The organism is Niastella vici, from assembly GCF_002077945.1.
GTDB lineage: Bacteria > Bacteroidota > Bacteroidia > Chitinophagales > Chitinophagaceae > Niastella > Niastella vici.
This window is the reverse complement of record NZ_LVYD01000013.1, coordinates 184,608-208,570: the sequence shown is the minus strand read 5'-3', so window position 1 is coordinate 208,570 and position 23,963 is coordinate 184,608. Positions and strand designations below refer to the sequence as shown.

23 protein-coding genes are annotated in these 23,963 nt (G+C 39.4%); 11 read left to right on the top strand and 12 right to left on the bottom strand.

Features of this window, described 5'->3' with window-relative positions; all coding sequences use genetic code 11:
- The first annotated feature begins 151 nt into the window (after positions 1-151).
- On the top strand, positions 152-1,018 hold the full coding sequence (locus A3860_RS06440) for an OmpA family protein (protein ID WP_081145729.1): 867 nt from the start codon (positions 152-154) through the stop codon (positions 1,016-1,018).
- A 127-nt stretch (positions 1,019-1,145) separates the two neighbouring features.
- Here A3860_RS06440 and A3860_RS06435 read toward each other — a convergent pair whose 3' ends face one another.
- Positions 1,146-1,691 carry a GNAT family N-acetyltransferase gene (locus tag A3860_RS06435; RefSeq protein WP_081145728.1) on the bottom strand — a complete coding sequence of 182 codons (546 nt, stop codon included), beginning with the start codon at positions 1,689-1,691 and terminating at the stop codon, positions 1,146-1,148.
- Between the two features lie 188 nt (positions 1,692-1,879).
- Entirely contained in the window at positions 1,880-2,359 is a 480-nt protein-coding gene (locus tag A3860_RS06430) for a hypothetical protein (protein WP_081145727.1), read from the bottom strand.
- A gap of 398 nt (positions 2,360-2,757) precedes the next feature.
- Here A3860_RS06430 and A3860_RS06420 point away from each other — a divergent pair, with 398 nt between their 5' ends.
- The 7 genes from A3860_RS06420 (at position 2,758) to A3860_RS06390 (ending at position 10,819) form a co-directional block, all read left to right on the top strand.
- Positions 2,758-3,225 (top strand): hypothetical protein, encoded by a 468-nt coding sequence (locus A3860_RS06420; RefSeq protein ID WP_081145725.1) that lies wholly within the window; start codon positions 2,758-2,760, stop codon positions 3,223-3,225.
- A gap of 167 nt (positions 3,226-3,392) precedes the next feature.
- Positions 3,393-4,772 (top strand): alpha/beta fold hydrolase, encoded by a 1,380-nt coding sequence (locus A3860_RS06415; protein ID WP_081145724.1) that lies wholly within the window; start codon positions 3,393-3,395, stop codon positions 4,770-4,772.
- 322 nt (positions 4,773-5,094) lie between these two features.
- On the top strand, positions 5,095-5,946 hold the full coding sequence (locus tag A3860_RS06410; RefSeq protein WP_081145723.1) for an alpha/beta hydrolase: 852 nt from the start codon (positions 5,095-5,097) through the stop codon (positions 5,944-5,946).
- 26 nt (positions 5,947-5,972) lie between these two features.
- Positions 5,973-6,194: a hypothetical protein gene (locus A3860_RS41605; RefSeq protein WP_081145722.1), complete on the top strand. Its 222-nt coding sequence runs from the start codon at positions 5,973-5,975 to the stop codon at positions 6,192-6,194.
- Positions 6,195-6,229: 35 nt separating this feature from the next.
- Entirely contained in the window at positions 6,230-6,874 is a 645-nt protein-coding gene (locus tag A3860_RS06400; protein WP_081145721.1) for a DUF998 domain-containing protein, read from the top strand.
- A gap of 29 nt (positions 6,875-6,903) precedes the next feature.
- The gene (locus tag A3860_RS06395; RefSeq protein WP_245843488.1) at positions 6,904-8,226 is read left to right on the top strand and encodes an alpha/beta hydrolase; all 1,323 of its coding nucleotides are present in this window, start codon (positions 6,904-6,906) and stop codon (positions 8,224-8,226) included.
- A gap of 439 nt (positions 8,227-8,665) precedes the next feature.
- Positions 8,666-10,819 carry a xanthine dehydrogenase family protein molybdopterin-binding subunit gene (locus A3860_RS06390; protein ID WP_081145720.1) on the top strand — a complete coding sequence of 718 codons (2,154 nt, stop codon included), beginning with the start codon at positions 8,666-8,668 and terminating at the stop codon, positions 10,817-10,819.
- A 27-nt stretch (positions 10,820-10,846) separates the two neighbouring features.
- On the opposite strand, the gene A3860_RS06385 is transcribed toward A3860_RS06390, so the two are convergent.
- From A3860_RS06385 to A3860_RS40955, 7 genes are all read right to left on the bottom strand, one after another.
- On the bottom strand, positions 10,847-11,149 hold the full coding sequence (locus A3860_RS06385; RefSeq protein ID WP_143773972.1) for a hypothetical protein: 303 nt from the start codon (positions 11,147-11,149) through the stop codon (positions 10,847-10,849).
- Between the two features lie 196 nt (positions 11,150-11,345).
- On the bottom strand, positions 11,346-11,900 hold the full coding sequence (locus A3860_RS06380; RefSeq protein ID WP_081145718.1) for a hypothetical protein: 555 nt from the start codon (positions 11,898-11,900) through the stop codon (positions 11,346-11,348).
- 170 nt (positions 11,901-12,070) lie between these two features.
- Positions 12,071-12,892 (bottom strand): tetratricopeptide repeat protein, encoded by an 822-nt coding sequence (locus A3860_RS06375; RefSeq protein WP_081145717.1) that lies wholly within the window; start codon positions 12,890-12,892, stop codon positions 12,071-12,073.
- Positions 12,893-13,641: 749 nt separating this feature from the next.
- Positions 13,642-14,256: a hypothetical protein gene (locus tag A3860_RS06365; protein ID WP_081145715.1), complete on the bottom strand. Its 615-nt coding sequence runs from the start codon at positions 14,254-14,256 to the stop codon at positions 13,642-13,644.
- A gap of 145 nt (positions 14,257-14,401) precedes the next feature.
- Positions 14,402-14,758 carry a hypothetical protein gene (locus tag A3860_RS06360; protein WP_081145714.1) on the bottom strand — a complete coding sequence of 119 codons (357 nt, stop codon included), beginning with the start codon at positions 14,756-14,758 and terminating at the stop codon, positions 14,402-14,404.
- A gap of 47 nt (positions 14,759-14,805) precedes the next feature.
- Entirely contained in the window at positions 14,806-15,339 is a 534-nt protein-coding gene (locus A3860_RS06355; RefSeq protein ID WP_081145713.1) for a hypothetical protein, read from the bottom strand.
- Between the two features lie 46 nt (positions 15,340-15,385).
- Positions 15,386-15,547 (bottom strand): hypothetical protein, encoded by a 162-nt coding sequence (locus A3860_RS40955; protein ID WP_158085154.1) that lies wholly within the window; start codon positions 15,545-15,547, stop codon positions 15,386-15,388.
- A 189-nt stretch (positions 15,548-15,736) separates the two neighbouring features.
- Here A3860_RS40955 and A3860_RS06345 point away from each other — a divergent pair, with 189 nt between their 5' ends.
- The 3 genes from A3860_RS06345 to A3860_RS06330 all read left to right on the top strand — a co-directional run bounded on the left by A3860_RS06345 (position 15,737) and on the right by A3860_RS06330 (position 18,968).
- Complete coding sequence (locus A3860_RS06345) at positions 15,737-16,579, top strand: SDR family NAD(P)-dependent oxidoreductase (RefSeq protein ID WP_245843487.1); 843 nt, start codon at positions 15,737-15,739, stop codon at positions 16,577-16,579.
- 167 nt (positions 16,580-16,746) lie between these two features.
- Positions 16,747-17,214, top strand: a complete 468-nt coding sequence (locus A3860_RS06340) for a hypothetical protein (protein ID WP_081145710.1) — start codon at positions 16,747-16,749, stop codon at positions 17,212-17,214.
- 965 nt (positions 17,215-18,179) lie between these two features.
- On the top strand, positions 18,180-18,968 hold the full coding sequence (locus A3860_RS06330) for a tetratricopeptide repeat protein (protein WP_081145708.1): 789 nt from the start codon (positions 18,180-18,182) through the stop codon (positions 18,966-18,968).
- A gap of 367 nt (positions 18,969-19,335) precedes the next feature.
- On the opposite strand, the gene A3860_RS06325 is transcribed toward A3860_RS06330, so the two are convergent.
- The 3 genes from A3860_RS06325 to A3860_RS06315 all read right to left on the bottom strand — a co-directional run bounded on the left by A3860_RS06325 (position 19,336) and on the right by A3860_RS06315 (position 23,961).
- A complete protein-coding gene (locus A3860_RS06325) occupies positions 19,336-20,418 on the bottom strand; it encodes a hypothetical protein (protein ID WP_081145707.1) in 1,083 nt (360 codons plus the stop codon).
- Positions 20,419-20,524: 106 nt separating this feature from the next.
- The gene (locus tag A3860_RS06320; RefSeq protein WP_081145706.1) at positions 20,525-22,021 is read right to left on the bottom strand and encodes a class I SAM-dependent DNA methyltransferase; all 1,497 of its coding nucleotides are present in this window, start codon (positions 22,019-22,021) and stop codon (positions 20,525-20,527) included.
- A gap of 83 nt (positions 22,022-22,104) precedes the next feature.
- Entirely contained in the window at positions 22,105-23,961 is a 1,857-nt protein-coding gene (locus A3860_RS06315) for a restriction endonuclease subunit S (protein ID WP_081145705.1), read from the bottom strand.
- Positions 23,962-23,963 lie beyond the last annotated feature (2 nt).

Genomic DNA, 23,963 nt, shown 5'->3' with positions numbered 1-23,963 from the left:
CTTTCGGGAACGACGGTCAATGATGAAGATGAGTTTCGTCATTAATTTATTTACCCCATTATCCCCTGCATTGACTATGGTCATTATTTTTCTATATCTGATGCAATAGCTTTGACAAGCCAATAATATCCTTTCACATTAATACCAGAATATGAAAGCAAGTTCTTTTATCCTGATGCTAACATCTGCATTTTTACTTTCTTCCTGCGTTAGTAATAAAAAATTCACAAGCCTGCAAACAAAGTACACGCAACTGCAGGGTGACCTAAGCAGTTGTAATGATGCCAAAACAGAGTTGGCGCGGCAAAAAGCTTCGGTGGAAAGTGATAAAGCCGGTCTTGAAACCCGCATCAGCGATCTGAACAAACAGATAGAATTTCTGAAAGAGAATAATACCACAGTGCTGAAACAGCTCCAGGATTTGTCGGTACTTTCATCTTCACAGGCGGAGAGTATAAAAAAATCATTGGAGAATATAGGTGCGAAAGATATTTATATTCAGAATTTGCAGACAGCTATGTCACGCAAAGATTCGCTGAATCTTGTGCTGGTGATGAACCTGAAAGGCGCCATCGGCGATTTGAATGATAAGGATATCAATATAAAAATAGACAAGGGTGTAGTATACATTGATATTTCAGACAAACTGCTTTTTAAAACCGGCAGATATGAAGTGACGCCAAAGGCACAGGAAGTACTGGGAAAGGTTGCGACGGTGCTCAAGGGCCATCCTGAAATTGAGTTCATGGTGGAAGGACATACGGATACGGTTCCTTATCAAAGCGGAGTTTTACTCGACAATTGGGATCTCAGTGTAAAAAGAGCTACATCGGTTGTACGTATTTTACAAAACCAATATGGCATGGACCCGGCAAAGATGGCTGCTGCTGGCCGTGGTGAATACAACCCTCTTTTAGATAACAGTACAGCGGAGAACCGGGCAATCAACCGCAGAACAAGAATTATCATTCTTCCGCAACTCGATCAGTTTTTTAAACTACTGGAACCGAAGCAATGATTATGTAAGCCGCCAAATAACCAAACCCGATGAAAGCTGCTGTTCATTTCACGAAGCAGGTCATACTTATTGGATTAATCTAACCAATGTTCCGATTTGTCGGCATTTGAAAATCTTATGTCCGAAGCTATTTACTGCTATAAAAGTCTTCGTCTAAAATTGCATAAAAATAATTGTCTTTCCATTCTCCTCTAATTGGTAATTTCTTTCTTTTCATACCTTCTTTTATCAAACCAACTTTTTCAAGCACTCTGCTTGAAGCAATATTTTCAACTGCACAACCGGCCTCAATTCTATGAAGTTTGAGTTCATTAAAACTAAAGTCCAAGAGTTTTATTAAAGCCTCTGTAGCATAACCTTGCCCCCAATAGTCTAAATGAATTTTATACCAAACTTCAGCTGTCTTATAATTCGGCTTTCCTATATTCAAAGCTATGAGTCCAATAAATTTATTTGTGTCTACTAAGTCTAAACAAAAAACATATGAAATCTGTGGTTTTGCATTTTGTTCAACCAACCATTCTTTGATAATTCCTTCTGTCTCTTGAATTGTTTCTGGAATTCCCAACGTGTTAAACTTGTCTGTTTCTGGCAAAGAATGTAATTCGTGAATATTATTTATATCATCAGTTGATACTTGTCTGAAATTCAGTCTGTCTGTTTGAAGTTTCATTGTAGTTGTATCGCATTACAGTCAACGTATAGGTATTTTCGGTACAAAAGCCGATTAGAATTACATATGCATTTAAGGCGATATTCTATCGCCCGTATTTTGCAAAACTCCTGTTGCCTGCAGTTATGCGACAAGTTTTTTAGTATCCAGAAGTCATTTTTTTATTTCGCAATTTCTGTCCAGGGCCTTTATTCCCGGTTAATAAAAATAAAATTTCTCACACCGGTACTTACGAATGTACCCATTTTTTGAGATCTAACCCGTATACTTAAAGTTATTTCCTTATCAGGTAAAGCATCCTTTATGTCCTGCGATTCATAAAAATGCCAGCTGATATCATTGGAAACAACCTGGCTTCCGGCTATGGGAACGCTATCTGTTACATTATATAAGTCAACAATGCAACTTACATTTTGATCTGAAGTATGCATGGAAGGACTGAAAATTATTGATTTGACTCTGTCGTAAATATAATTATGCTTATTAAACTTCACTAATTGATACGTCTCATAATAAGGCATATACCATGTTGTATCACTGGTTCCAACATCAAAGACGGCGCTTAGTTCGAGTCGAACCTGTTTGTCTATTAACGTGACAGTTTCCTTTTTACATGCTGTGAATGAAATGAGGGTACAGGCAAATAAAATTGCGTGTTTTAAGTTCATCGGTACAGGGTTTTTGGTTTCCTAACAGCAAACTTAAATTAAACTCTATGAACCTCATAAACGGATTCATAACTGTGTCAATTTTGACTATAACCGCGTTATTTTAGGTAATAACTGTGCATTAATTCTTCAGGCAATTGAATAAGTAATACCCAATAATTATAACTTTCGAAAACCAGGCGGCTTTTGCTCTCACTGCGTTGCACAACACAATAATAATTTACATATGTGTGCATTAAAATTAGTAATTCAACTATAGAAATGAAACAAATTCTGCCGTACCTGTTGTTTCTTCCTGGCTTACCAGTACTTGCCCCAAAAAAGAAAAACATAGACAGTAGTCCCGACAGGAAAATTATTTAATCGGTTATTAGCCGATGTTGTAACTTTTGCAATTTATGAGTAATAAAATATTATTTATTATTACAGTATTGTTCATGGGCTGCGGCGACCTAACGCCTTACTCTGGAGCGCAGGACAAAAACTCTAACAAAGAATCGGTATCCAGACCTTTACTAACAATAGATAGTAACAGGGTGAAAGATAATCCGGTACATCTTAAGCAGAAATCCGGATCCACTATAAACTGTCATGAATTGTTACATTCACTTATTGAAAAAAGCAGTTTTGACACTGAAATAAAGAAGGTAGGGTTTGGCGTATGGGTCGACACAGTGTACAGTGGAATAGCAATAATACAAATTACAGTACATAATACCGAACGTAATGATGATCCGGTAATAGGCAGTGTTAAAATTGATTTTAATGATCAGAAGTTATGGGATATTTCACCCGATCCTGCAAAAGAGTTAAGTTATGATACAGTTTTATTCAGAGAATTAGATGAAAAATGCCTGGTCAGGTAGTGATCGAATGTCGGCACCACCCTGGAGAATTATCGAACCAGGAGATCGAGGATTTAAGGCTTACTTCCCTAATTCGCATCATCTCTTTTACTGATTGTCATCATTTTTTTTAATTGATAAAGTTGTTTTCTTGCAGTTTAGCTCTTGCCAATAAAATAAATATTAAAATGACCAATTCAAATAAAATCGCCGGATTGGTTGGCCCCACTATTATCGCACTCACTCTATCCGAAGCGATGAATTTCCATATCTGGGCTGTCAACATCGCTCCTGTCACGTATCTCAATGGCACTTTATTATTTGTTGCAGGGTTGGCCATCATCCGGGTTCACAACCATTGGCGGGGTTGGCCCGTTTTGGTTACGCTTATGGGCTGGTTTTGTATTCTTGTTGGCCTGTACAGAATGTTTGTACCGGAGGCGCCGCAAGCACCCAAAAATTCAGTTACATATTTAGGATTGGCGTTTCTTTTTGCCATTGGAATTTTTTTGACCTTCAAAGCCTACGGCAGAAAAGAAAGCAATACCGGCACTTCAAAAATCAGGTATGCAGTTGTCGCTTGCTTATTATTGCTCTCTGTATTTCAGGTATTGTTATTAACCATTCACCTGCATGTGCCAAGAACCGTACAGTTTGATTCTTCGCTCCCTGCTGTAGAAATTAACGGGTACAAGTACCATGTGCAAACCGTTGGCTCTGAAGACGCTACGCCGCTCATTGTGGTACACGGCGGGCCGGGGCTTGATTACGAATATTTGAAACCTTTAAAGGAACTGTCGAATGATTACCGGGTTGTTTTTTATGACCAGCGGGGCACCGGGTTGTCGCCACGGGTGGATAAAAAATTTCTAACAATAGAACAAAACTTAGATGACCTTCATTCGATCGTGCAGCATTTCTCCAATGGCAAAAAAGTGAAACTCATTGGTCACTCTTGGGGTGCTACGCTGGTGGTTGGGTATTTATCAAAACATCCCGACATGGTTTCGCAGGCAGTAATTGTGGAGCCTTTTATTCTCTATCCCGGTGCTCCGGTAAAAGAATGGGTCGAAAAATTTAAGGGTGCGTCGAAGCTGGGATCAATTTGGAACATTGCTACAAATATTATGTATTACCCCTTTGTCAGTAAAGAAGACGGACAAGAGGGCTATGAGTACGTTGGAACTAAAATAGCCGGTCAGACGGAGCCGGGCCCGCCCTACAATTGCCCGGGACAGGACTTACCGCCCAATACATTTAAACGGATGGGATATGCGGTATACAACACGATTTTAAAACCTGTCATGGATAACCCGGGTTCTATGAAATATGATTTCACCAATGGAATGGCCGCCTATCATGGGGATTTGTTGTTAATGAGTGGCGAATGCAGTATTCTTGGGCCCGCCTACCAGGAAAAATATACAATTCCAAAGCTACCGCCACAGACTATTCACATAAAAGCCGCAAACATGGGGCATCACATGATTACACTTAATAAAGACTGGGCTGTTCAAACTATCAGGAAATTTTTAAACCATAATAATGGTGAAGAAACATTAAAGTGACTATTTTTCTTCAATACATTAACACGAACGCACAACATTGGTATTGCCAATAGCGGGGCTTAACATTGAAACAATCAGTAGAAGTAATTCTATTGTACTGTGGTTCGGGGCTGAACAAACAAAGCCCAACTTTAGTTCTTAATATTTAACTTTATCAAAAAGCCAAGCAACAGTTCCGAGCGGGCGAATATAAAATTCCCCACCATCGGCAATACTTGCACGTTGTGCGCAATAAACTGCTCAATAGAGATAGTGGCTTATGCGAATCATTGCCTTCAATCTACGGCTCGAAATATAATCACACTCTAAAGGAGGAGCGATTATGACAAAGACAAACTCTCGCTATGGAAAACGTGAATCGCGTACCGTGATCTCCAAGGATGGTACGATCGTCAGTTTCCTCTCGGTGGGCAAGGGAAACGGAGTAATCGTGCTCCCCGGCGTTCTTTCGATGGCGAGCGATTATGCCGCCTTCGCTTCGGCCCTTGCAGACAACTTCGCCGTCTATACCCTGGAGCGTCGAGGTCGCGGCAGGAGTGGACCGCAAGGCGATGGCTATGGCATTCAAAAGGAAATTGATGACGTGCTCGCACTGCAGCGGGAGACAGGCGCAAGTTTCTTGGTGGGCCATAGCTACGGAGGATTGGTTGCATTGGAGGTTGCCCGAAACAACAGTGCTTTCACAAAGATCGCCGTGTATGAGCCTGGTGTGTCTATCGACGGCTCGATGCCGGTTTACTGGATGCAAGGCTATGAGAAGAAGCTGGCGGAGAATAGGAACCTCGACGCTTTAGTCGAATTCACCCTTGCGGATGCTCCGGCTCGTCTGGCGAAGATCCCGGCCTGGCTAATGAAATTGATGCTGCGCCTTTTCTTCGTTCGCTACCCCGACTCCAAACAAATGCTAGGGCTTCTACAGCAGAATTTGTGCGAATGGCGGGAGATCGCGAGACTCGACGGCCATTACATTGATTACCGTGAAATATCTGCGGCCGTTTTGCTCCTATACGGTGGCCGCAGTGACAGTAGGGCCGTTGATTTAGTAATTGAGCGGCTTCCTGCAGTCATCCCATCCTGTGAAACGATGGTATTCCCCAAACTCGACCACTTCGGCATCGAACGAACAGCCCCAAGGGAGGTTGCCAAGGTGATTGGAGACTTCTTCTCTAGGTAGGGAGAAAGATTAGAACCAAAACTTACATGATAATTAAGATTAAAAAAGAAAATTTTGTCGAACATTTTTCAATAAATCAAACAAAAGAGAATGGAATAATATTGCCAATAGCGGGGCTTGACATCGGAGCAATCAACAGCGGTAATTCTGTTGTACAGTGGTTCAGAGCAGAAATTATCAAAACAGAATTTCAGGCATATTGCTCATCATGCCTGTTGATGATGATAATCATTGTTTGTCAGCACTAATATATTTTTCTTTGTAGACATAGAATATTCAATAAATGGCACGGAAGAGTTTACTCATTTGCGGTATTCTTGCGATGCTATGGTATGTAGCAATGAATATCCTGGTGCCGATGGAATACCCGGGCTATGACAGCGCTTCGCAAACAGTAAGTGAACTGTCGGCTATAAATGCACCCACCCGGACATTTTGGGTTGTGCTCGGAATATTCTATTCTCTTTTCTTTATCGCTTTCGGGTTAGGTATCTGGCTATCAGCAAATGAAAACCGGAACCTTCAGGTCGTTGCAGCCGTTATTCTTTTCGATGCAGTTTTGGGATTCTTCTGGCCGCCGATGCACCAGCGGGAGATCATTGCCGGAGGAGGTGGAACACTTACAGACACACTCCATGTTGTTTGGGCCTTTGTCCATCTTGTTCTGATGTTGGTAATGATCGGCTTTGGCGCATCAGTATTCGGAAAAGGTTTCCGGATCTTTTCAGTAGCTATTGTTTTACTCTTTATCGTGTTCGGCATATTGACAACAAAAGAAAGCCGCGGGCTTGAAGCTAATCTGCCCACACCCTACATAGGCATCTGGGAACGCATCAACATAGGTGCCTACATGATTTGGGTGATTGTATTTGCCATTATGCTGATGAGGAGAAATAATAAACCTCTCAACTACAGTCACATTGTTTGATCGTCCTTATCAGTCAAAAAATGATTCGCATGGAGATCGTTATAATAATAATTCAGTTTCTTGCCGCCCTCTTAGGATTTCCTACTGCGCTATTGAGCATCTTGCTTTTTCTCCAGTTGCATTGGCCTGCACCAGCTTTGTGGTTATTAAAAATATATTCCTCTGCATTATCGCCACTTTTTGTCTTAATTGGGGTATTCACCACCGTTGTAGGCCTGGCAACAGGTTCGGTCTTTATCAGTTTAATTGGAATTTATAACGTTTTGATTTTTTGTATACACATATTCAGTGTTACAAGACCACCTGATGCTTCAAGCAACTTTGACATGGCTTTCGGTTTGCATTGGGAAGACAAAATAAATCCCCAACTAAAAAATTCCTTTCTTCCAGGACGTACCGTATTAAAATTACCGGCTGTTCCGCATCCACGCATCGAACAAAACATTTCATTTGCAAACATACCAGGTACAGACAGAAAACTTTTATGTGATATATGGCAGCCACCCTCCACTGTTATCCCTTCAGGCCTGGCTTTTATCTATCTGCATGGCAGCGCATGGTATTTTCTGGACAAAGATCTAGGTACCCGTCCGTTCTTTAGTCATTTGACAGCACAGGGACATGTGATCATAGACGTGGCTTATAGACTCGCTCCTGAAACGGACATGATGGGAATGGTAAACGATGTAAAGCGGGCCATCGTTTGGATGAAAGAAAATTCGGGTAGGTACGGAGTTAACCCCGAACGAATTGTTGTGGGTGGCGGTTCTGCAGGTGGGCACCTTGCCCTGATGGCTGCCTATACCATTAACGATCTACAGTTTACACCAATAGAACTTGAGGGAAAGGATACCAGCGTATGTGCGGTGATCTCCCTATATGGTCCGACCGACCTGGAGCCCATGTATTACCACACTAACCAACATCTTACTACCCGATCCATTCCCGGCAGACAAAAAAAAACTACCCCCATTCAAATGCCGGCATGGATAATTAAAAAAATGGGAAAAGAATATTATCGCCTGGGAATGAATAAAAATGCAGTGACTTTTGCCCCTCTTTTAGGAGGGCACCCGGATGAGTGTCCCGAAACCTACGCTCTATTCTCACCAGTCACTCATGTGCATTTAAATTGTCCTCCCACCTTGCTGATACATGGAGAGCAGGACCTGATGGCCCCGGTAAAAACCACGCGTTCCCTGTACAATCGATTGGTAGAGAAAAAAAATAAAACGGTGATGCATATTTTGCCACAGACCGATCATGCTTTTGACCTCCAATTGCCCAAAATATCTCCCTCAGCACATAACGCAATTTTTGATGCTGAACGTTTTTTAGCAATGATGGTTTGAGAAAAGAACTACAGCCACCAACAAAAGTATTGGCAAAAGCAGGGCAGGACAATGAAACATCAGTTATGCGCAAGCATTAGCAGCGGTTCGGGCTCGACGTTCAATTTTCAGCTTTAGTTCATATTTTCAACACCATATTTTCAAATAAGCACTTGTACCGGGCTGGACAATCTATGAATTTCCGGCGTTCGCAAATACTCAAACGTATGCAACCTTATGAGAACACTAATTATCGGAATATTCCTTATTTCTTGCACAAGCCAATTTATACTTCTTTGCTCTGATCGGTAAAAGCCATCTTATGCTTTTATTCTGCCACTTATATACGTCTACCAGCAATTCATCAATAGTGTTTGTTTCCTTACCTGTAAATGAATAAATTTAAAGGGGTGAGCCAACTATTTTCTTTATACAACCAATACCAATAAAATTTGCGGCAATGAAGCATAAACAGGATTTTTCCAGGAGGGATTTTCTGCGACAAGCCGGTCTATCTGGCATTGCTTTAACAATTGGCTGCTATTGGCCTGTATCGGGAAAAAGTGTTGGCGAAATTATTCATGCGAATAATGCAGAAACGGAACTGATGTCATGGATATCAATAGACGATACCGGCAAGGTAACCATTTTTAATCACCGTTCGGAAATGGGACAAGGAACCTGGCAGGCGATTCCACAAATTATTGCAGAAGAACTGGAAGTTAGCATGGACCAGATAAGTATTCGGTCTGCGGCAGCCAACCCTCAAAAATATGGCCCGCAACCCCAGGAAGGAAGTTTTTCTATACGTGGCTGGTACCAGCAATTGTTACGTATAGGCGCCACAGCCAGGGAAATGCTTATTGAGGCCGCGGCAAAACAATGGGGTGTTGAAGCAACTGAATGTTATGCTGAAAATGGACAGGTAATACATCGTGGTACCAGCAGAAAACTCGGTTATGGTGCACTGGTAAAAGAAGCTTCGCAAATAAAACCGCCGCAGCAGGTCAAACTAAAGGAGCGTAAAGACTATAAAATTATTGGCAAACCCCTGCGCCGTAATGATACCACCGCTAAAATTAATGGCGCAGCCGTATTTGGGCTGGACAAAAAACTGCCGGGTATGTTGTATGCGGTGGTGGAGCGCAATCCGCGGTTTAGAGGGAAAGTAAAAAGCTTCGATGATTCGGTTGCAAAATCCGTTAGCGGTGTAAAACATGTTTTTACAGTGCAAAGAGCCGTTTTTGGTTTATTGTATGAAGGCGTGGCTGTAGTGGCAGATTCTTTATGGGCGGCTATGCAAGGCCGCAAACAGTTGAAAGTTGAGTGGAATGATGATGGATTCGAGCACCTGGATTCTGAAATTCTTCATGCGAGGATGCAACAGGATCTTTACAAGCCCTTACCATCAGCGCTTTTTGAAGAGGCATTAAAAAAAGCTTCGGCCAATATAGAGGCTGTTTATGAAACGCCTTACCAATCACATAGCTGTATGGAACCGCTCAACTGCATTGCCGATGTAAAAGATGACAGTATTGAGATATGGGGCCCCATACAGGAAGCCAACTGGATACAGGCAGAATTAAGCGAAAGACTGCATATCCCCATTAAAAATGTCACAGTGAATATGACTTTTCTCGGTGGCGGTTTTGGCAGAAAGGCGTTTACAGATTATCCGGTTGAAGCGGCACTTATTTCAAAAGAGATAAAGGCACCGGTGCAGGTGATGTGGACAAGAGAAGATGATATAAGCATGGGGCCTTTTCGTAGCGGGGCATTATACAGGTGCAGGGGCGGGGTGGATGCACAAAAAAAGATCTTTGCATTACAGATCATTTCCGCTTCTCAAAACATGGGCCCCGGACAAGACAAAGATGCAGAACCGAAACGGGTAACAGATAATCTTGGCGGGATTGGTGGCCTTCCCGGTGACTATTACAAATCAATACCACACTATAGTTTTGGAAACTTGCCTACTACATCTCCCATACCAACCATGTGGTGGCGGGCACCTGGGGCCAATACGAATGCATTTGCCAGTGAATGCTTTTTAGATGAACTGGCACATCTTGCTTTGCAGGATCCGCTTGAATTCAGAAGGGCGCATCTTACCTCTGATCGTTACCAGGCTTTGGTAAATAAACTGGCAGCTATCAGCAACTGGGAATCACGACACAAAAATGATGGCTGGGGCGTAGCAATCACCGAATGTTTTGGCAGCATGGTTGGACAAGTAGTGAAAGTATCGCGGGGGCAGGACAAAAAGATCAAGATCGACAAAGTATTTGCCCTGATGGATTGCGGCTGGTATGTAAACCCGGATATTATTCGTGCCCAGGTTGAAGGAAGCATTGTAATGGCACTGGGGGCATCAGTTAACCATGCAACACATTTTAAAGAAGGTAAAGCTGTTGAAAGAAATTTTAACACCTATTCCATGCCACGTATTAATGAAATTCCGGAAATAGAAGTACATGTTATGGAGAATGATGAAAAGCCCGGTGGCGTTGGTGAACCGGGATTACCTGCTTTTGCACCGGCGCTATGCAATGCTATTTTTGACCTTACAGGAAAACGTATTCGCAAATTGCCTTTTACGCTGGAAGAAGTATAAGTTTTGATGAGATCATGGGTTAAGTGGTTAGAAATTATGAAATGAGGAATTGTTTAAGAACATTTTCTTCCATGTTTCAAGATCTATTGCTGTTTCCTCATTTACATCATCAAAAACAATCCAGCAACCACATTTATCAGATAAAAATTGAAGTTGATCGAGTTCCTCTTGCGTGATTGCGTGGTGACCATACTTTCTATTGCTGCCATTTAGGATACGCCATAAATCGAATTCCAGCCCATTCATCCAACCAGCACAAAAGCCTTTTTCAGATAATTGACTCATCAATTCTGCTAATGCCAATTGATCATTTTTTAAATCTTGTAACATAACCTAAAACTAGCAACAAAGTAGCGAATAAGGTCCTACTTCTTTTTTTTGAAATAGAGGATAATTATAAAAAAGAAAACCTGAAAGCCGAATAGAATACGTATACTCCCAACGGTTGCTGCTAGTGAGCAAAAAGATGAAGGTTTATTCGCCTGCCAGCACAGCAGCAAGCGTTCGCTTTTTGTCGTTGCGTTAACTAATTCTTTTTCTTAAAGTTGTCAAGAATTGTTCTCATAGTCGTTGAGTCAAAAGAAGAATAATTTGTCTTTGACAAATGTACAATTACAAATAAATCCTTGTCAAACATTGTATAAGCATACATATGTTTCTGTCGAATTTTAATTCCTTCATACTCTGTAATGTCGTTTTGTCTAAACATAAAATCATCGGTCATTTTACCCCAATTCTCAACATTCGTTTCATATTTCTTTAAGTTTGAATTCTCTGAAAAATAAGCAAATGGGATTCCTGCATTTGTCATTCCTCCAAAAATGTCGACGTACTGTTTTTGCTCGTCTTTATTCAGCTTATAATAAAGGACCGAACAGATTATACTGTCGGTACTAATACCATAATAATAGTAGTCTGTTCCACGCCATTCTTTGTCAAAATTTTTAAAGTTGTCAAGCTTACTGGTAATAGTTGTCTTATTACGTTTCGGATAGCTAAACTCAAAGTCGTTTGGGTCTATTGTCGAAAAAGATAGTATACCAAAAGCAAAAATCGTCAAGATGTATTTTAAATGTTTCATAGCATGTTTTAAAGGGACGTACAACGTTTTAGGACTTTGTGCTGTGGCGGGAAATAGGGAACCGTCCGACCAACCATAACTACAAGCCCAATTGAAAAACTAAAGATAAGCCTTTGTTCGTCAGCCCAGCATAACACAAAACCTATGTAAGCGGCACGCATGGTATCAGGCTACTTTTCAGTAATTGTTTTTAAAGTAAATTTTGCTAATTCTACATTTCCTGTAGTCGCATCGGGTGAAAAAATGAGGTTTCCTAAAAGTTGTTTAGCATCTTCTGTCTTTCCCCTTTCATTCAATATAATTGCTTTGTTTATTTCTAAAATTCCTTTAGTGTCAGCATCAGGATTTTTTGAAAGCCCTTGTTCAATTGCTTTTAGTCTTTCTGTTTTGTCATTTAGCAGGTTTGCAAGTTCTTTCCAAGCAGGTGCAAAGTCTGGAGCTTTTGCAGTTAGAGCATTTGCAATTTCAAGTTTTTTGTTTGTGTCATTTGTCCACTCAATTTGCATGTAAGCTGTATACAAGCCTTTTGGGAATTTTCCTGATTGTTCTCCTTCCAATGAGTATAAAGCCGTCTTTGTTGTGAAAAATCCCTTTGGTTCTAATTCATCGGTCTTTTTGTAAAATTTTAAAGCGTTGTCAAAATCGCCTTTCAGTAAATATGTGTAAGCCAAATCATAAGTTGGGTATGCCCAAGTCGGCTGAATTTTTACTGCTTGTTCAAGTTTAGCAATAGATAAATCGTATCTGCCAGCTTGTCCAAATTCTCTTGCTTCCTTATGCAAAGCTTTAGCTGTTGCATCAATAGTTTGATTGCTCACAATTTCATAGTTTACTTGTCCGGTGACATTTGCAAGGTCACTCTTCGATAAAGAATGTCCCGAATTGTCCTTGAAAATTATATCTTCTTCTTCTGAATTGGCATTATTAGTAGTAGATTGGCAAGAGCATAAAATTAAAAATGTCAAACTGAAAATGCCTGTGGTTCGTTTCATTTGTCTAATTGTTACGTTGTGTTGGTAGGGTGTAAATGCTTGCCGCTTACAGATGTATTTCTGCTAAAATACGCTACTTATTGCGCAAATACAACTCAGGTGGGAATGGTTCAACATACCAACCCTTACTCAGTATTCTCCCGCAGATAATCACGTATGAGGTCTACTGGTGGGTCAATTGTCCTTTAGAGTTGGTCAGAGCCATTTGTATCAGCGCCTCAGCCTTTTCGTCATATGGAATTTGGAGCTGATCCCAAACCCCGAGCCCCCAACCTATAACATTTGCATCATTCAAAAACGCCTCTATCCACCGAAAAGAAACTGGATGCGCTAGCTGCTTAATTAACCAAACTGCGCTGTCAGCGTGTTCGTCGGTGGAAGATTTATATTTGCTATATGCAAAGATTGCGGCCTTGGAAGAGTGAATCAAACGCAAACAATCCTTGGCGACCTCACTTCCCGCCAATAAGAATTTCTCCTTTCCCCCTCGCGTCCCCCCTTCTAAGCAGTTGTATAAGCGGGTAATTATTTCTGTCAGGTCTTGTCAACCAAAAACAAAAAACCCGCATATTATCAACTTGTTACACTAAGCGCTTTTCGCTGCTCACCCGGCGCTCCCGCGAAAATCGGGTGATTTTGGGAGTTCTTGAGTGAATCGAAGGTAGAGAAATTTATTATTTGAGCTAGTAACCTATTGTAAAATAGTGGGCACTTAAAAAATTTGATGTTTCTGTGTCCATCGCCTGACTTTATAAGTTGTCAAGGTAACATTCGAAATATGGTTTTTCCCGATACACAAGACTTTTGTCAAACTCTTTGTAAACTTCGGGAACATGATAGCTTTTTAAATTCCCATCTTTGTCTAGGTAAGAATGATTGATAATTTCAATGATGTCATTTGGTGAATACCCTTTTGGCATTTCAAAGAAGTCGAACAAAAATGAAGTCCCAAACGAAAACTGTTTTCCGTCTTTCATTTTTGCAACAAAGCCTGTCCAGCCCATTTTCGTTTCGCCACGAATTTGTCTTAATGTTTGTTCCGGAAAGGCGAAATCGCTTTTGTCAACCTTTGCAATGTCGTAATAATTGAGGCAGTTGCCACTTGTTACAAATGTTTTTACGATTTCCCTGTATCCCAAGCCCGAGGATTTGCTGAAAATGCTTTTGCCTGATTGTTCTTCGTCAAAGCGTTTTATGGCTAAGTCAATAATCTTTGAGGTATTGCGAAATAGCACACAAGGCAAGTGAAGTCCGTCTGTCAGAGTAACAGACGCTCGATATCCGTTTCCATAAATTACATCAGTTAGTGGCTGAATGTTAGTCTTGAGGAACTTAATTATTTCTTCTATTGGTAGTGGTGTCATAGAATTTCTTACAACAGATTTATTTGTGCTAAAGTATTAATTGCTCACCCGGCGCCCGCGAAATTTGGATGGTTTTGGGAGTTCTTGAGTGTCTTGAAGGTAGAGGAAAATATGAAAATTCAAACCAATACCAATAACAAAAAAATTAAGGTTTTGACGAAGAGGAATTAGAATCATTTCTTTTAGCTTCTTCAAAATTGACTAAAAACGCCAACCAATCTTTAAATAAATCCAGGAACCATTGAACGGGTATGGGTCCCATCGTATCCTCACCAGAACAATAAATTAAACAACCATTTTTGGAACATTCCACATATGTTATATCATAACCTTCTATTTCAGCCTTTTCCACCTCATCATTTATTACCGACTCCAGATCTTTGATAATTTTCTTTACAATTCTAATGTCCCTTGTATGCAAGTCCATTAACATCCAGTATTTATTCTCAATTGCAAAACCAGGCAATCCTCCTTCATTAATACGAAATGAATGTTTAATCATATTTCAATATAAGACATTACGCTCATAGGAAATAAAAGTTACCCTTTCTACACGACTCTTCTATTTTCTCTGATTGCTTCTTTAAAAACCTGGGAGTCCTGTTTCCAAATATCGGCCGCCAATTCCTTAACAAAAGATTTACCGATATTTTGAAACGCCTCTACCTGGCTGTCACTGAGTTTAATTATTCGTATCTGTTCACAAATACCGCCTAAGTAAACAAATAAAAAAAATCCATCAACTGCTTTATCCAAAGTATAAAACCATTCTTCCTCACAGATACGCTGCGGTTTACTTTCACTACTACCGATATTTATATTTAATTCTCTAATTTGAAAGGGAATACCATCCGTAGAGAATATCAGTTCAACTGCATGCGTAGTATTATCAGACAAACCCTTATTAATTTTCTCAAAGTCAAGACTTGAAAGGTTGTAATTAATTTGAAGATATTCTTCTAATTCAAGGTTGCTATTAAAGGTTCTACTTGATTTGTAAAAAAATAATATCTCCTTCCATGACTTACTGTCTGAAGACTTTTTTGAAATAAATATCTTATCACCTGTTATAACTAAATCCATATTGGTTTAAAGTTTTATACCAAGGTATTTCCTTTGAGCAGGCCCTTTACTCCAACTCCAGCACAATATCTGAATAATTAGTGGCTGTTGAAATACTCCATTCTTTAAGTATTTCTTCAACGGTATTTTTATCTATTGCTGCCAACCCAAAGGTTCGGACTGCATCTGCTGATACTTTATTATCATGATCATGTTGTTCATGAGGCATTCCCTCGCTGCATTGCTTGCATAAGATTCTTACCGTAGTCCAATCTTCAAAACCTATTCCTTCCCTATTACACAATTGCCTTAATTGGCTTTTGATAGGGCTGGTGAGTATTTTCCATTTGTAACTAATGAGGATGCTAATATAATCCAAAAAAAATGTCCGGAAACGTAAACGCCAAACGTCTTAGTCATGCAGCGTGAAGGATTCACGTATAATTTCTCAACATTAAAAAGAAAAATAATGAATGAATTGAAAGACAAAATCGCAGTGATCTATGGGGCAGGTGGCGAAATCGGCGGCGCTGTCGCACGTGCTTTCGCATGCGAAGGAGCCAGGCTTTTTCTTACCGGGCACCGCCTGGCGCCTGTGGAAGCGGTTGCCAGGGACATCGTGTCTGCTGGCGGCGATGCCGAGGCAGCGGAGGTTGATGCCCTTGATGAGCAGGCTATAGATAAGCATCTGCAGTCTGTAGTGGCTAAGGCAGGCCGTATTGATATTTCGTTCAATGCGATGGGGAACTCGCCAACCAGGTATCTGGGGGCATCGCTGGTTGATATGGATCTTAAACAATTCTCCATGCCGATCACGAGCTATACCACATCATATTTTCTGACTGCGCGTTTAGCTGCAAGACGCATGCTCCCGAATAAATCCGGGGTAATCATGACTGTTACTGCGCCTCCCGCAAGAATAGGCACGCCAAACGGAGGTTATGGTCCGTCACAGGCTGCCAAGGAGGCGCTTACCCGATACCTGTCGGTTGAACTCGCGCCTCAGGGCATCCGCGTGGTCTGTCTGCAGCCGCACGGCATGCCGGAGACAGAGACAATAAGGGAAATATTTGAAAGTAAGGCCAGGCCAGCGGGCGTAACCTGGGAACAGTTCTCAAGTTATCTTGCAGGCATGAACCATCCCAAACGTTTCCTGACACTCGCAGAGATGGCTAATGTAGCGGCCTTTATGGCTTCCGATAAAGCAAGCGGAATGATGGGAACAACCGTCAATTTGACCATGGGAGCCCTGGACGACTAGTATCTGCAACCTGGTGGCAAGGTAGTCAACCCCGCATAAAATCAATATTCTATGCGGGTTTTTCGATTTATTTCTGACCGCCTTCACCAAGGCTTCGGCGCCGAAGTAGTTCCGACATGAAAATTATTTAATCGATTATTAGCCGATGTTGTAACTTTTGTCGATCTATGAGTAATAAAATATTATTTGTTATTACGGTATTGTTCATCAGCTGCGGCGACCTAACACCTCAGTCTGGAGCGCAGGACAAAAGCACAATCAAGGATTCGGCATCCAGGCCTTTACTAACAATAGATAGTAACAGGGTGAAAGATAATTCGGTACACCTTTCGCAAAAATCCGTTTCCACTATTAACTGTCATGATTTGTTACATTCACTTATTGATAAAAGCAGTTTTGACCCGGAAATAAAGAAGTTAGGGTTTGGAGTATGGGTCGACACAGTACACAGTGGTATAGCAATAATTCAAATCACAGTACATAATACCGAACGTAATGATGACCCGATAATAGGTTGGGTTAAAATTGATTTTAACGATAAGAAGCTATGGGATATTTCCATCGATCCTGAAAAAGAGTTAGGCTACGATACAGTTTTATTCAGAGAATTAGATGAAAAATGCCTGGTCAGGTAAGACTCGCGGTCAACCATAAATAGCGGAATCATGCCGTTAAAGATTTCTCTTCTTCAAAAATCTCCCCGTTACTTATGGGCATATTCAATTTGTCACTGGTGAAAATGAAGATAATAGCCTGCATTTATCACACTATTGAGATTTTTAGCTTGAACATTTTAGATTTAGTTTTCAAAATATCTTTTAAATAACCTGGTTGCTCTTTCCCAATTGGGTTGTTCGGGATCATCTTCATCAATAGTTTCATTAAACTGTTTAACCCTTAAAATACAGTTATGACAAAACTTTTCCGGATTATCATTTTTGCATTCCAGCAATTTGCAATAATGAAGTGCCTGCCTGATTTGCTGAAATGATAACTCAAAATCCTTCACGGTTACTATCGGTTAATTGATCGCCAGTAGTTTCATCCCATTCTCTTGTAAAATAGTGTGTTGATTCCATAAATACGTCTTAAATATCGCTTTCAGTTCTACTTTGTAGATAGCTATGTATGAAGTCTACCTGATCGGCTATTTGCCCTGCAGATTTAACCAAAGCTAATTGTAAAAGTTTCTCTGTTTTTTCATCGTATGGGATTTTTTTAGTTCATAAAAGCCTTTCATGATAGATTTAATTGATGGCAACTCTTTAATAAAAATAAGAGCTATTTAGAATAAATTATCCTGCAAATAGATAATATTATTATTTATGTCTCAAATCGATTGAATTAATGGGAAAGTATGAATGGAGTAGCAACCGCATTCCCCCGTCCTGTTAATTAGGGTGTTGGAGCTAGAGTGCCGATTTCCGGGATCTTCGGTCGATCAATTCCTCGAACAATTTAATTAACTCCTGAGGTTTCTGGCTTAGTGGAAACGGTACTAACGGTGCTTTTTGCGGGTAATTAAAAAGTATATAATACAAATTTATTTGCTGCTAAAAATTGTGTATACTAGCAGAATATATAATTGTACGCAAACTTTATGAAAAGTATAATCGTTATAGGAACTTTATTTCTCATTTGTAATTTTAGCTTTTCTCAGATGCCATTTGGGGGAATTGAGGGATTAAAAGACACTTCTAATTTTCGTGAACTTAGAAGTGAGCTGAAAATTCAATCTTTGGCTATAGAATTCGATAGTACTTATGTCCCAGCCTATTTTAAACATGCTGCACTTGAGTATCAATTGGGTAACTATGAGACCTGCATTAAGGAACAAAACGATATAATCAAACGGTTCCCTGATTATATTAAAGATGCTTATACTAATAGAGGCATGTGCTATTGTTTTCTTAAAAAGTATAATCAAGCTTTAGCTGATCTAAATAAGGCCAGGCAATTAAGTCCGGAAGACGCAATGAGTTATTTAAATTTAGCCTTTGTTAAAAGCCATATGCAAGAGTACCAGCTAGCGATATTTGATTTAGACACTGCCATCGCTCTGAGACCTGATTATGCCAAGGCTTTTGCCAATAGGGCTTTCGCTAAAGAGCAATTAAAAAAGTATAAAGAAGCCATTGAAGATTATAATAAAGCCTTAGAAATTCAACCTAATTATCCAGAAGTATATTTTAACAGAGGATATGTAAAATTTATAATGAATAAACCCGATGAAGCAATAGCAGACTATAATAAAGCTTTAGCGATTTTTCCTAACTTTTCGCTTAGCTATGACTTCTATTTATATCGCAGTAGGGCTTATGAAAAAAAAGGAGATTTAGTTAATTCAAAACTGGATCAGGACATTGCCAATGAGCTTAAAAAAGAATAAGTGCTGTTAAAGTAATTATCTACTCAACCAAAAACAAAAAACCCGCATAAAATCAATATTCTATGCGGGTTATTCGATTTATTTCTGACCGCCTTTGCCAAGGCTTCGGCGGTCGAAGTAGTCCCGACAGGACTGCTTTTATATCTTTAAACCCGCATATTATCAACTTGTTACACTAAGCGCTTTTCGCTGCTCACCCGGCGCCCACTCGAAAAATGGGTGGTGAGGGGAGTTCTTGAGTGACTTGAAGGTAGAGAATAAATGGGATATATATCTTGTAAAAGCAAGTAAAGATTTGCGAAAATTCCAAACGGTAGTTCTAGTGCCAATCATAAAAAAGGCCAACTATTCTCTTAAAGCTCTAATCTTACGCAACAGCATTTTGCGCATATAGAATTATTCTTTGATTTGGCTCAATCACCTTAGACTCCATATAAAAAGATTGCAATTCGTCGATCCTCAACCATCTAGATCCCACCATCTCTTCATTAAATAGCTCTTCAAATGTTTGAGCCTTTAAAGAAAACTTTCTAATAGAATCAATATCAATTTTATATTCAAATTCTCCTTCTCCAATCTTTTTTAGATTACATATAGGCACATGGTAGCCGGAGGTAATTAATTTCTGCGGATCTTGAAGTTTATCAGTAGGCCTTAAGAATGCAGAGCAAAATGGCATTCGGTAACTTTCATTATTATCAAAGTCTTCCGGAGATTTGCAAAAATCCTTTTCACAGAAACAACCTTTCATTTTTATTAATTGAGTTAAAATATTCCCTGCCCTTTTTATATATAACACTTCATTCTCCCAAATCTTATACTGAATAGCCGAAATCCTTACCATTTCTTTCTTTACATCATAATATTCATAAATCAAATCTGCTCCTGTTATAGCTTCCGAAGGATTGGGATGTAGTATATTGATTCTAAATACACTACCATTATCTTTATCAACGTACTGGTTAAATTTACCCAGATGACTATTTACGAATTGCTTATTAGCCCTAGTAACAATGGAGTCATATATGATTGCTTGATGTTCCGTAACTCTCTCAAGTCCTAAGATATTATCATTTGACTCCGCTAATAGTTTGCGTAAAGATTTTCTTTCTTTTTCTAATGCTTGTGGAGATTCATCTTCAGGATAAACGGATATTAGACTATCTAATTCGCTTATTCGTTCTTGGATAAGCATATCCGGAGAGACATCCTTTCCGATTTCAATGGATTTTGCAGTTGCTTCCTGTTTGAATTTGTCATAAAGCTTATCTAATACACTTTTTCTGAAAAAATCAGTATTCGAATATGCAAAAACTCGTTCAGCATTTTGCTTTGCAAATTTTATCGCATCTTCATAAGAAACGTTAGGCCTTTTCTTTACTATACTTAACAGTTCTCTGGCGGCAATTATTAGAATCCATTCTTTTTGTAACTGATCTAATTCCTCCATAAAAACTTTTAATTACTTTAAGATTAATTTGAGTCCTTAATGATATGTAACTTATAATCCGATGCACAAGTGTTAAATAATCTAACATTTGCTAGATTAAATGACCCTATTTTCCTTTCAGCGCAGCAATAATTGTTCTAAAGCTTTCCAGGCCCGCTTCCAGGTTGTCTACAATGTCTTGAGCTAATTCATCCGGATCAGGAAGGTTATCAAGGTCCGCAAGTGATTTATCCTTAATCCATGTAATGTCAAGAGATGTTTTGTCTCTAGATATGATTTCATCGTAAGAGAATTTTCTCCATCGACCGTCAGGATTTGATTCGCTCCATGTTTCTTTTCTCTTGTGTCTATTAGCCGGGTTATAACATTTAATGAAATCTTTTAGGTCATCCAGCTTTAACGGGTTCTTTTTTAGTGTGTGGTGTATGTTAGTACGATAGTCATACACCCATATATCTTTGGTCCAGGGATCTTTACTGGATGGTTTACCATCCCAGAACAGCACATTTGCCTTTACACCATTGGCATAAAAGATACCAGTGGGTAACCGTAATATTGTGTGAAGCTCAGTTGTTTCGAGTAGCTTTTTTCTTATAGTTTCACCAGCGCCACCTTCAAATAATACATTGTCTGGCAATACCACTGCCGCCTGACCGGTTGTTTTGAGCATGCTCTTAATATGCTGCACAAAATTGAGTTGTTTATTGCTGGTGGTTACCCAAAAATCCTGGCGGTTATAGGTAAGGTCTTCTTTTTCCTGTTCTCCATCTTCGTTGGTAAAAGTCATACTGCTTTTTTTACCAAAAGGAGGGTTGGCAAGTACGTAGTCATGTCTAGTGTCCGGTGCTCCAATTAAGGAGTCGTTAGGCGAAATGATGGTATCGCTGTCAATATCTCCGATATTATGCAGGAACAAGTTCATTAATGCCAGCCGACGGGTACTGGCTACAATTTCATTACCAGCAAACGTTTTATATTTCAGGAATTGTTTTTGGGCTTTATCCAGCAATGCGTTTTCTGTAAGCCAATCATAAGCAGCCAAAAAGAATCCTCCTGTTCCACAAGCTGGATCTGCAATGGTCTTATTGGGTTCGGGGCGAACACACTCTACTATTGCTTTGATCAACGCCCTTGGGGTAAAGTACTGTCCCGCGCCACTTTTAGTATCTTCTGCATTTTTCTCCAACAAACCTTCGTAGATATCGCCTTTATCTTTTACGCCCATAAGCACCCATTCTTCTGCATTAATGAGGGCTATGAGTTTATAGAGCTTAGCAGGATCTTGAATTTTGTTCTGGCTCTTAATAAATATCTGTCCCAGCATACCTTTCTCATTACCGAGCTCGCGAAGCAGTTTACTATAATGGGTTTCGAGATCGTCGCCACTTTTGCCTACCAGGCTTTCCCAATTAAATTTTTTGGGTATAGGCATAGTGCGGTTATGGGGAGGCTTACTATACTCGTCTGCCATTTTCAAAAATAGTAGATAAGTAAGCTGTTCTAAATAATCGCCATACCCGACGCCGTCATCTCTAAGTGTGTTACAGAATGCCCATATTTTCGAAACGATGCTAGATGTATTTGTAGTACTATTGTTGCTCATACTATTTTATTTATCCCAATCTTCTTTTTTCTTTAAAACGTCCCTGATATTAGTGGATTGTTTGGAGGAAGTGTTGATGAGATTTAATATGTGCCAATAATTTTTCCAAAACCGCTCGGTACAAATTTTATTTGTTTCATCCATTTATAAGTTGTCAATACTTCCTCCGGCTGAAATTCTTCCTTTTTCTTAGGTGACCAATTGAAGAAATCTTCTACTAGTAAATTAATTTTAACTGGCTTCTTCTTAATTAGCCGGTTGTTCCAAACCGCATATAAGGTTGCTATTAATTCAGACTCATGTGTTGATTTATCTTTCAGCTGTTGAATTACAAAAACAATTTGTTTTCCTTTTTCTCTGAAATAGACTGCATAGTCCTTTATCAAAGAACCAATATTATCACCGGGAGTAAACTTGGTAATCTTACCTCTTTGTTCTTCCTGCACCCAGTCTCTATCTTGCATTTCTTTACGAAATGCTATTGTAAATTCCTTATCATGAGGGCCAGCCCTATCCTGGAGGAAATTTGTTTCGTAGGTCACTTCTGCATAATTTTCGACCAGGTAAAGTGTTTTTTGAAATTTAGTTAACCCAAAGTATTTTTCGTCATGAAGTAAATGAATGATCTTTCCTGCCAGTACTTTTCGTTCTAATGGGATTACTTTAGCTTCTTGTTTGACTGTATCGATTGAATCGGAATCTATCAGTTTACCCTCGAACGCTTTTTTTAGAATACTCTGCCTTAATGCTTCTGCTTGTTGTAGGCTTTGCTTAATGGTTTCTTCAATTTTATCAGCTACGCTGAGGCGGCTTTCGATTTCTTGGACAATTAAGCTTTGTTCATTTAATGGTGCAATAGGTATTGGGTAAGTTTTAAGTTTCGTTCCATTAATATTTGATTGATTTACACCAAAAGTCCTTACAGTATTACCGTACTCCCTTGCCGCTTTTGAATTAAGATAATAATTTAGATAATCAGCGTCTACCAAGTTTTTGTCTAAGTTTATTCGAATAAGGTATCCTGCAAAAATCGCGGGTCTTTCTCCTTTATATATTGCAGTTTTTCCAACCAATTCTGCGCTATTTGTTCTATTGAATAGAACATCATTCTTTTTTAAAAGATATTTCTTTATCTCATTATCATCATCGGTGTATACCAAATCATTCCAGTCAAATCTCCCATTTTGAATGTTACCCATTCGAAGTACAGGTATTTTACCATGTTCTTTAGATTTTGCGGCTGACCCATATTCAACATTCGAACAAACATCATCTAATTTCACAAGCTTCCATCCTTCTGGCAATTTTCCATCTTTTACATTTTCATTAGTAAACCTTCCTTCAAATGCCCATTTCAATACAGCCTGGCTGTAGGTTTTCAATTGCCGCTGGGCTATTTTTAATTGTTCTATGCCTTTGTCTAGCTCACTAAAAAGCTCTTCAATTTTGGAAACAATTGCTTGTTGAATAGCTTTGGGAGGAAGAAAAATTTCAGAGTCTTCAAAATTTTTTTTTGTTATGTGGGCTAAACCTGCCGTGCCATGTGCTTTGTTTACAAATTCTTTTACCTTATTATTGAGCGCATATAAATAATACTTTTTATCAATTAGTTCTTCGATAATTTCAATTTTGAAAATGTGTTGGTTTAAAACAGCATTTTCTCCTTTCCAAATATGAGCGCCAAAAGATGTGTCAGGCGTACCAGACCAGGCAAATAATAAATCACCAGTTTTTACATAATATTTATCTTCAACCTTGAAGTTACAGTAGTTAAAATGTGAATTTTCTTTATTAAGATTTTGTATGCGAATTATTGGTAACCCTTCTTTACTCCAATCAATAGGTTTAAAAGCTTTTCCATTTATATAGGTGGCTATTTCGCCCAACCTTACTTTTTCCCAACTTTCTGGTAATTGCTTTTTATTTTTCGGTACGTTCATTC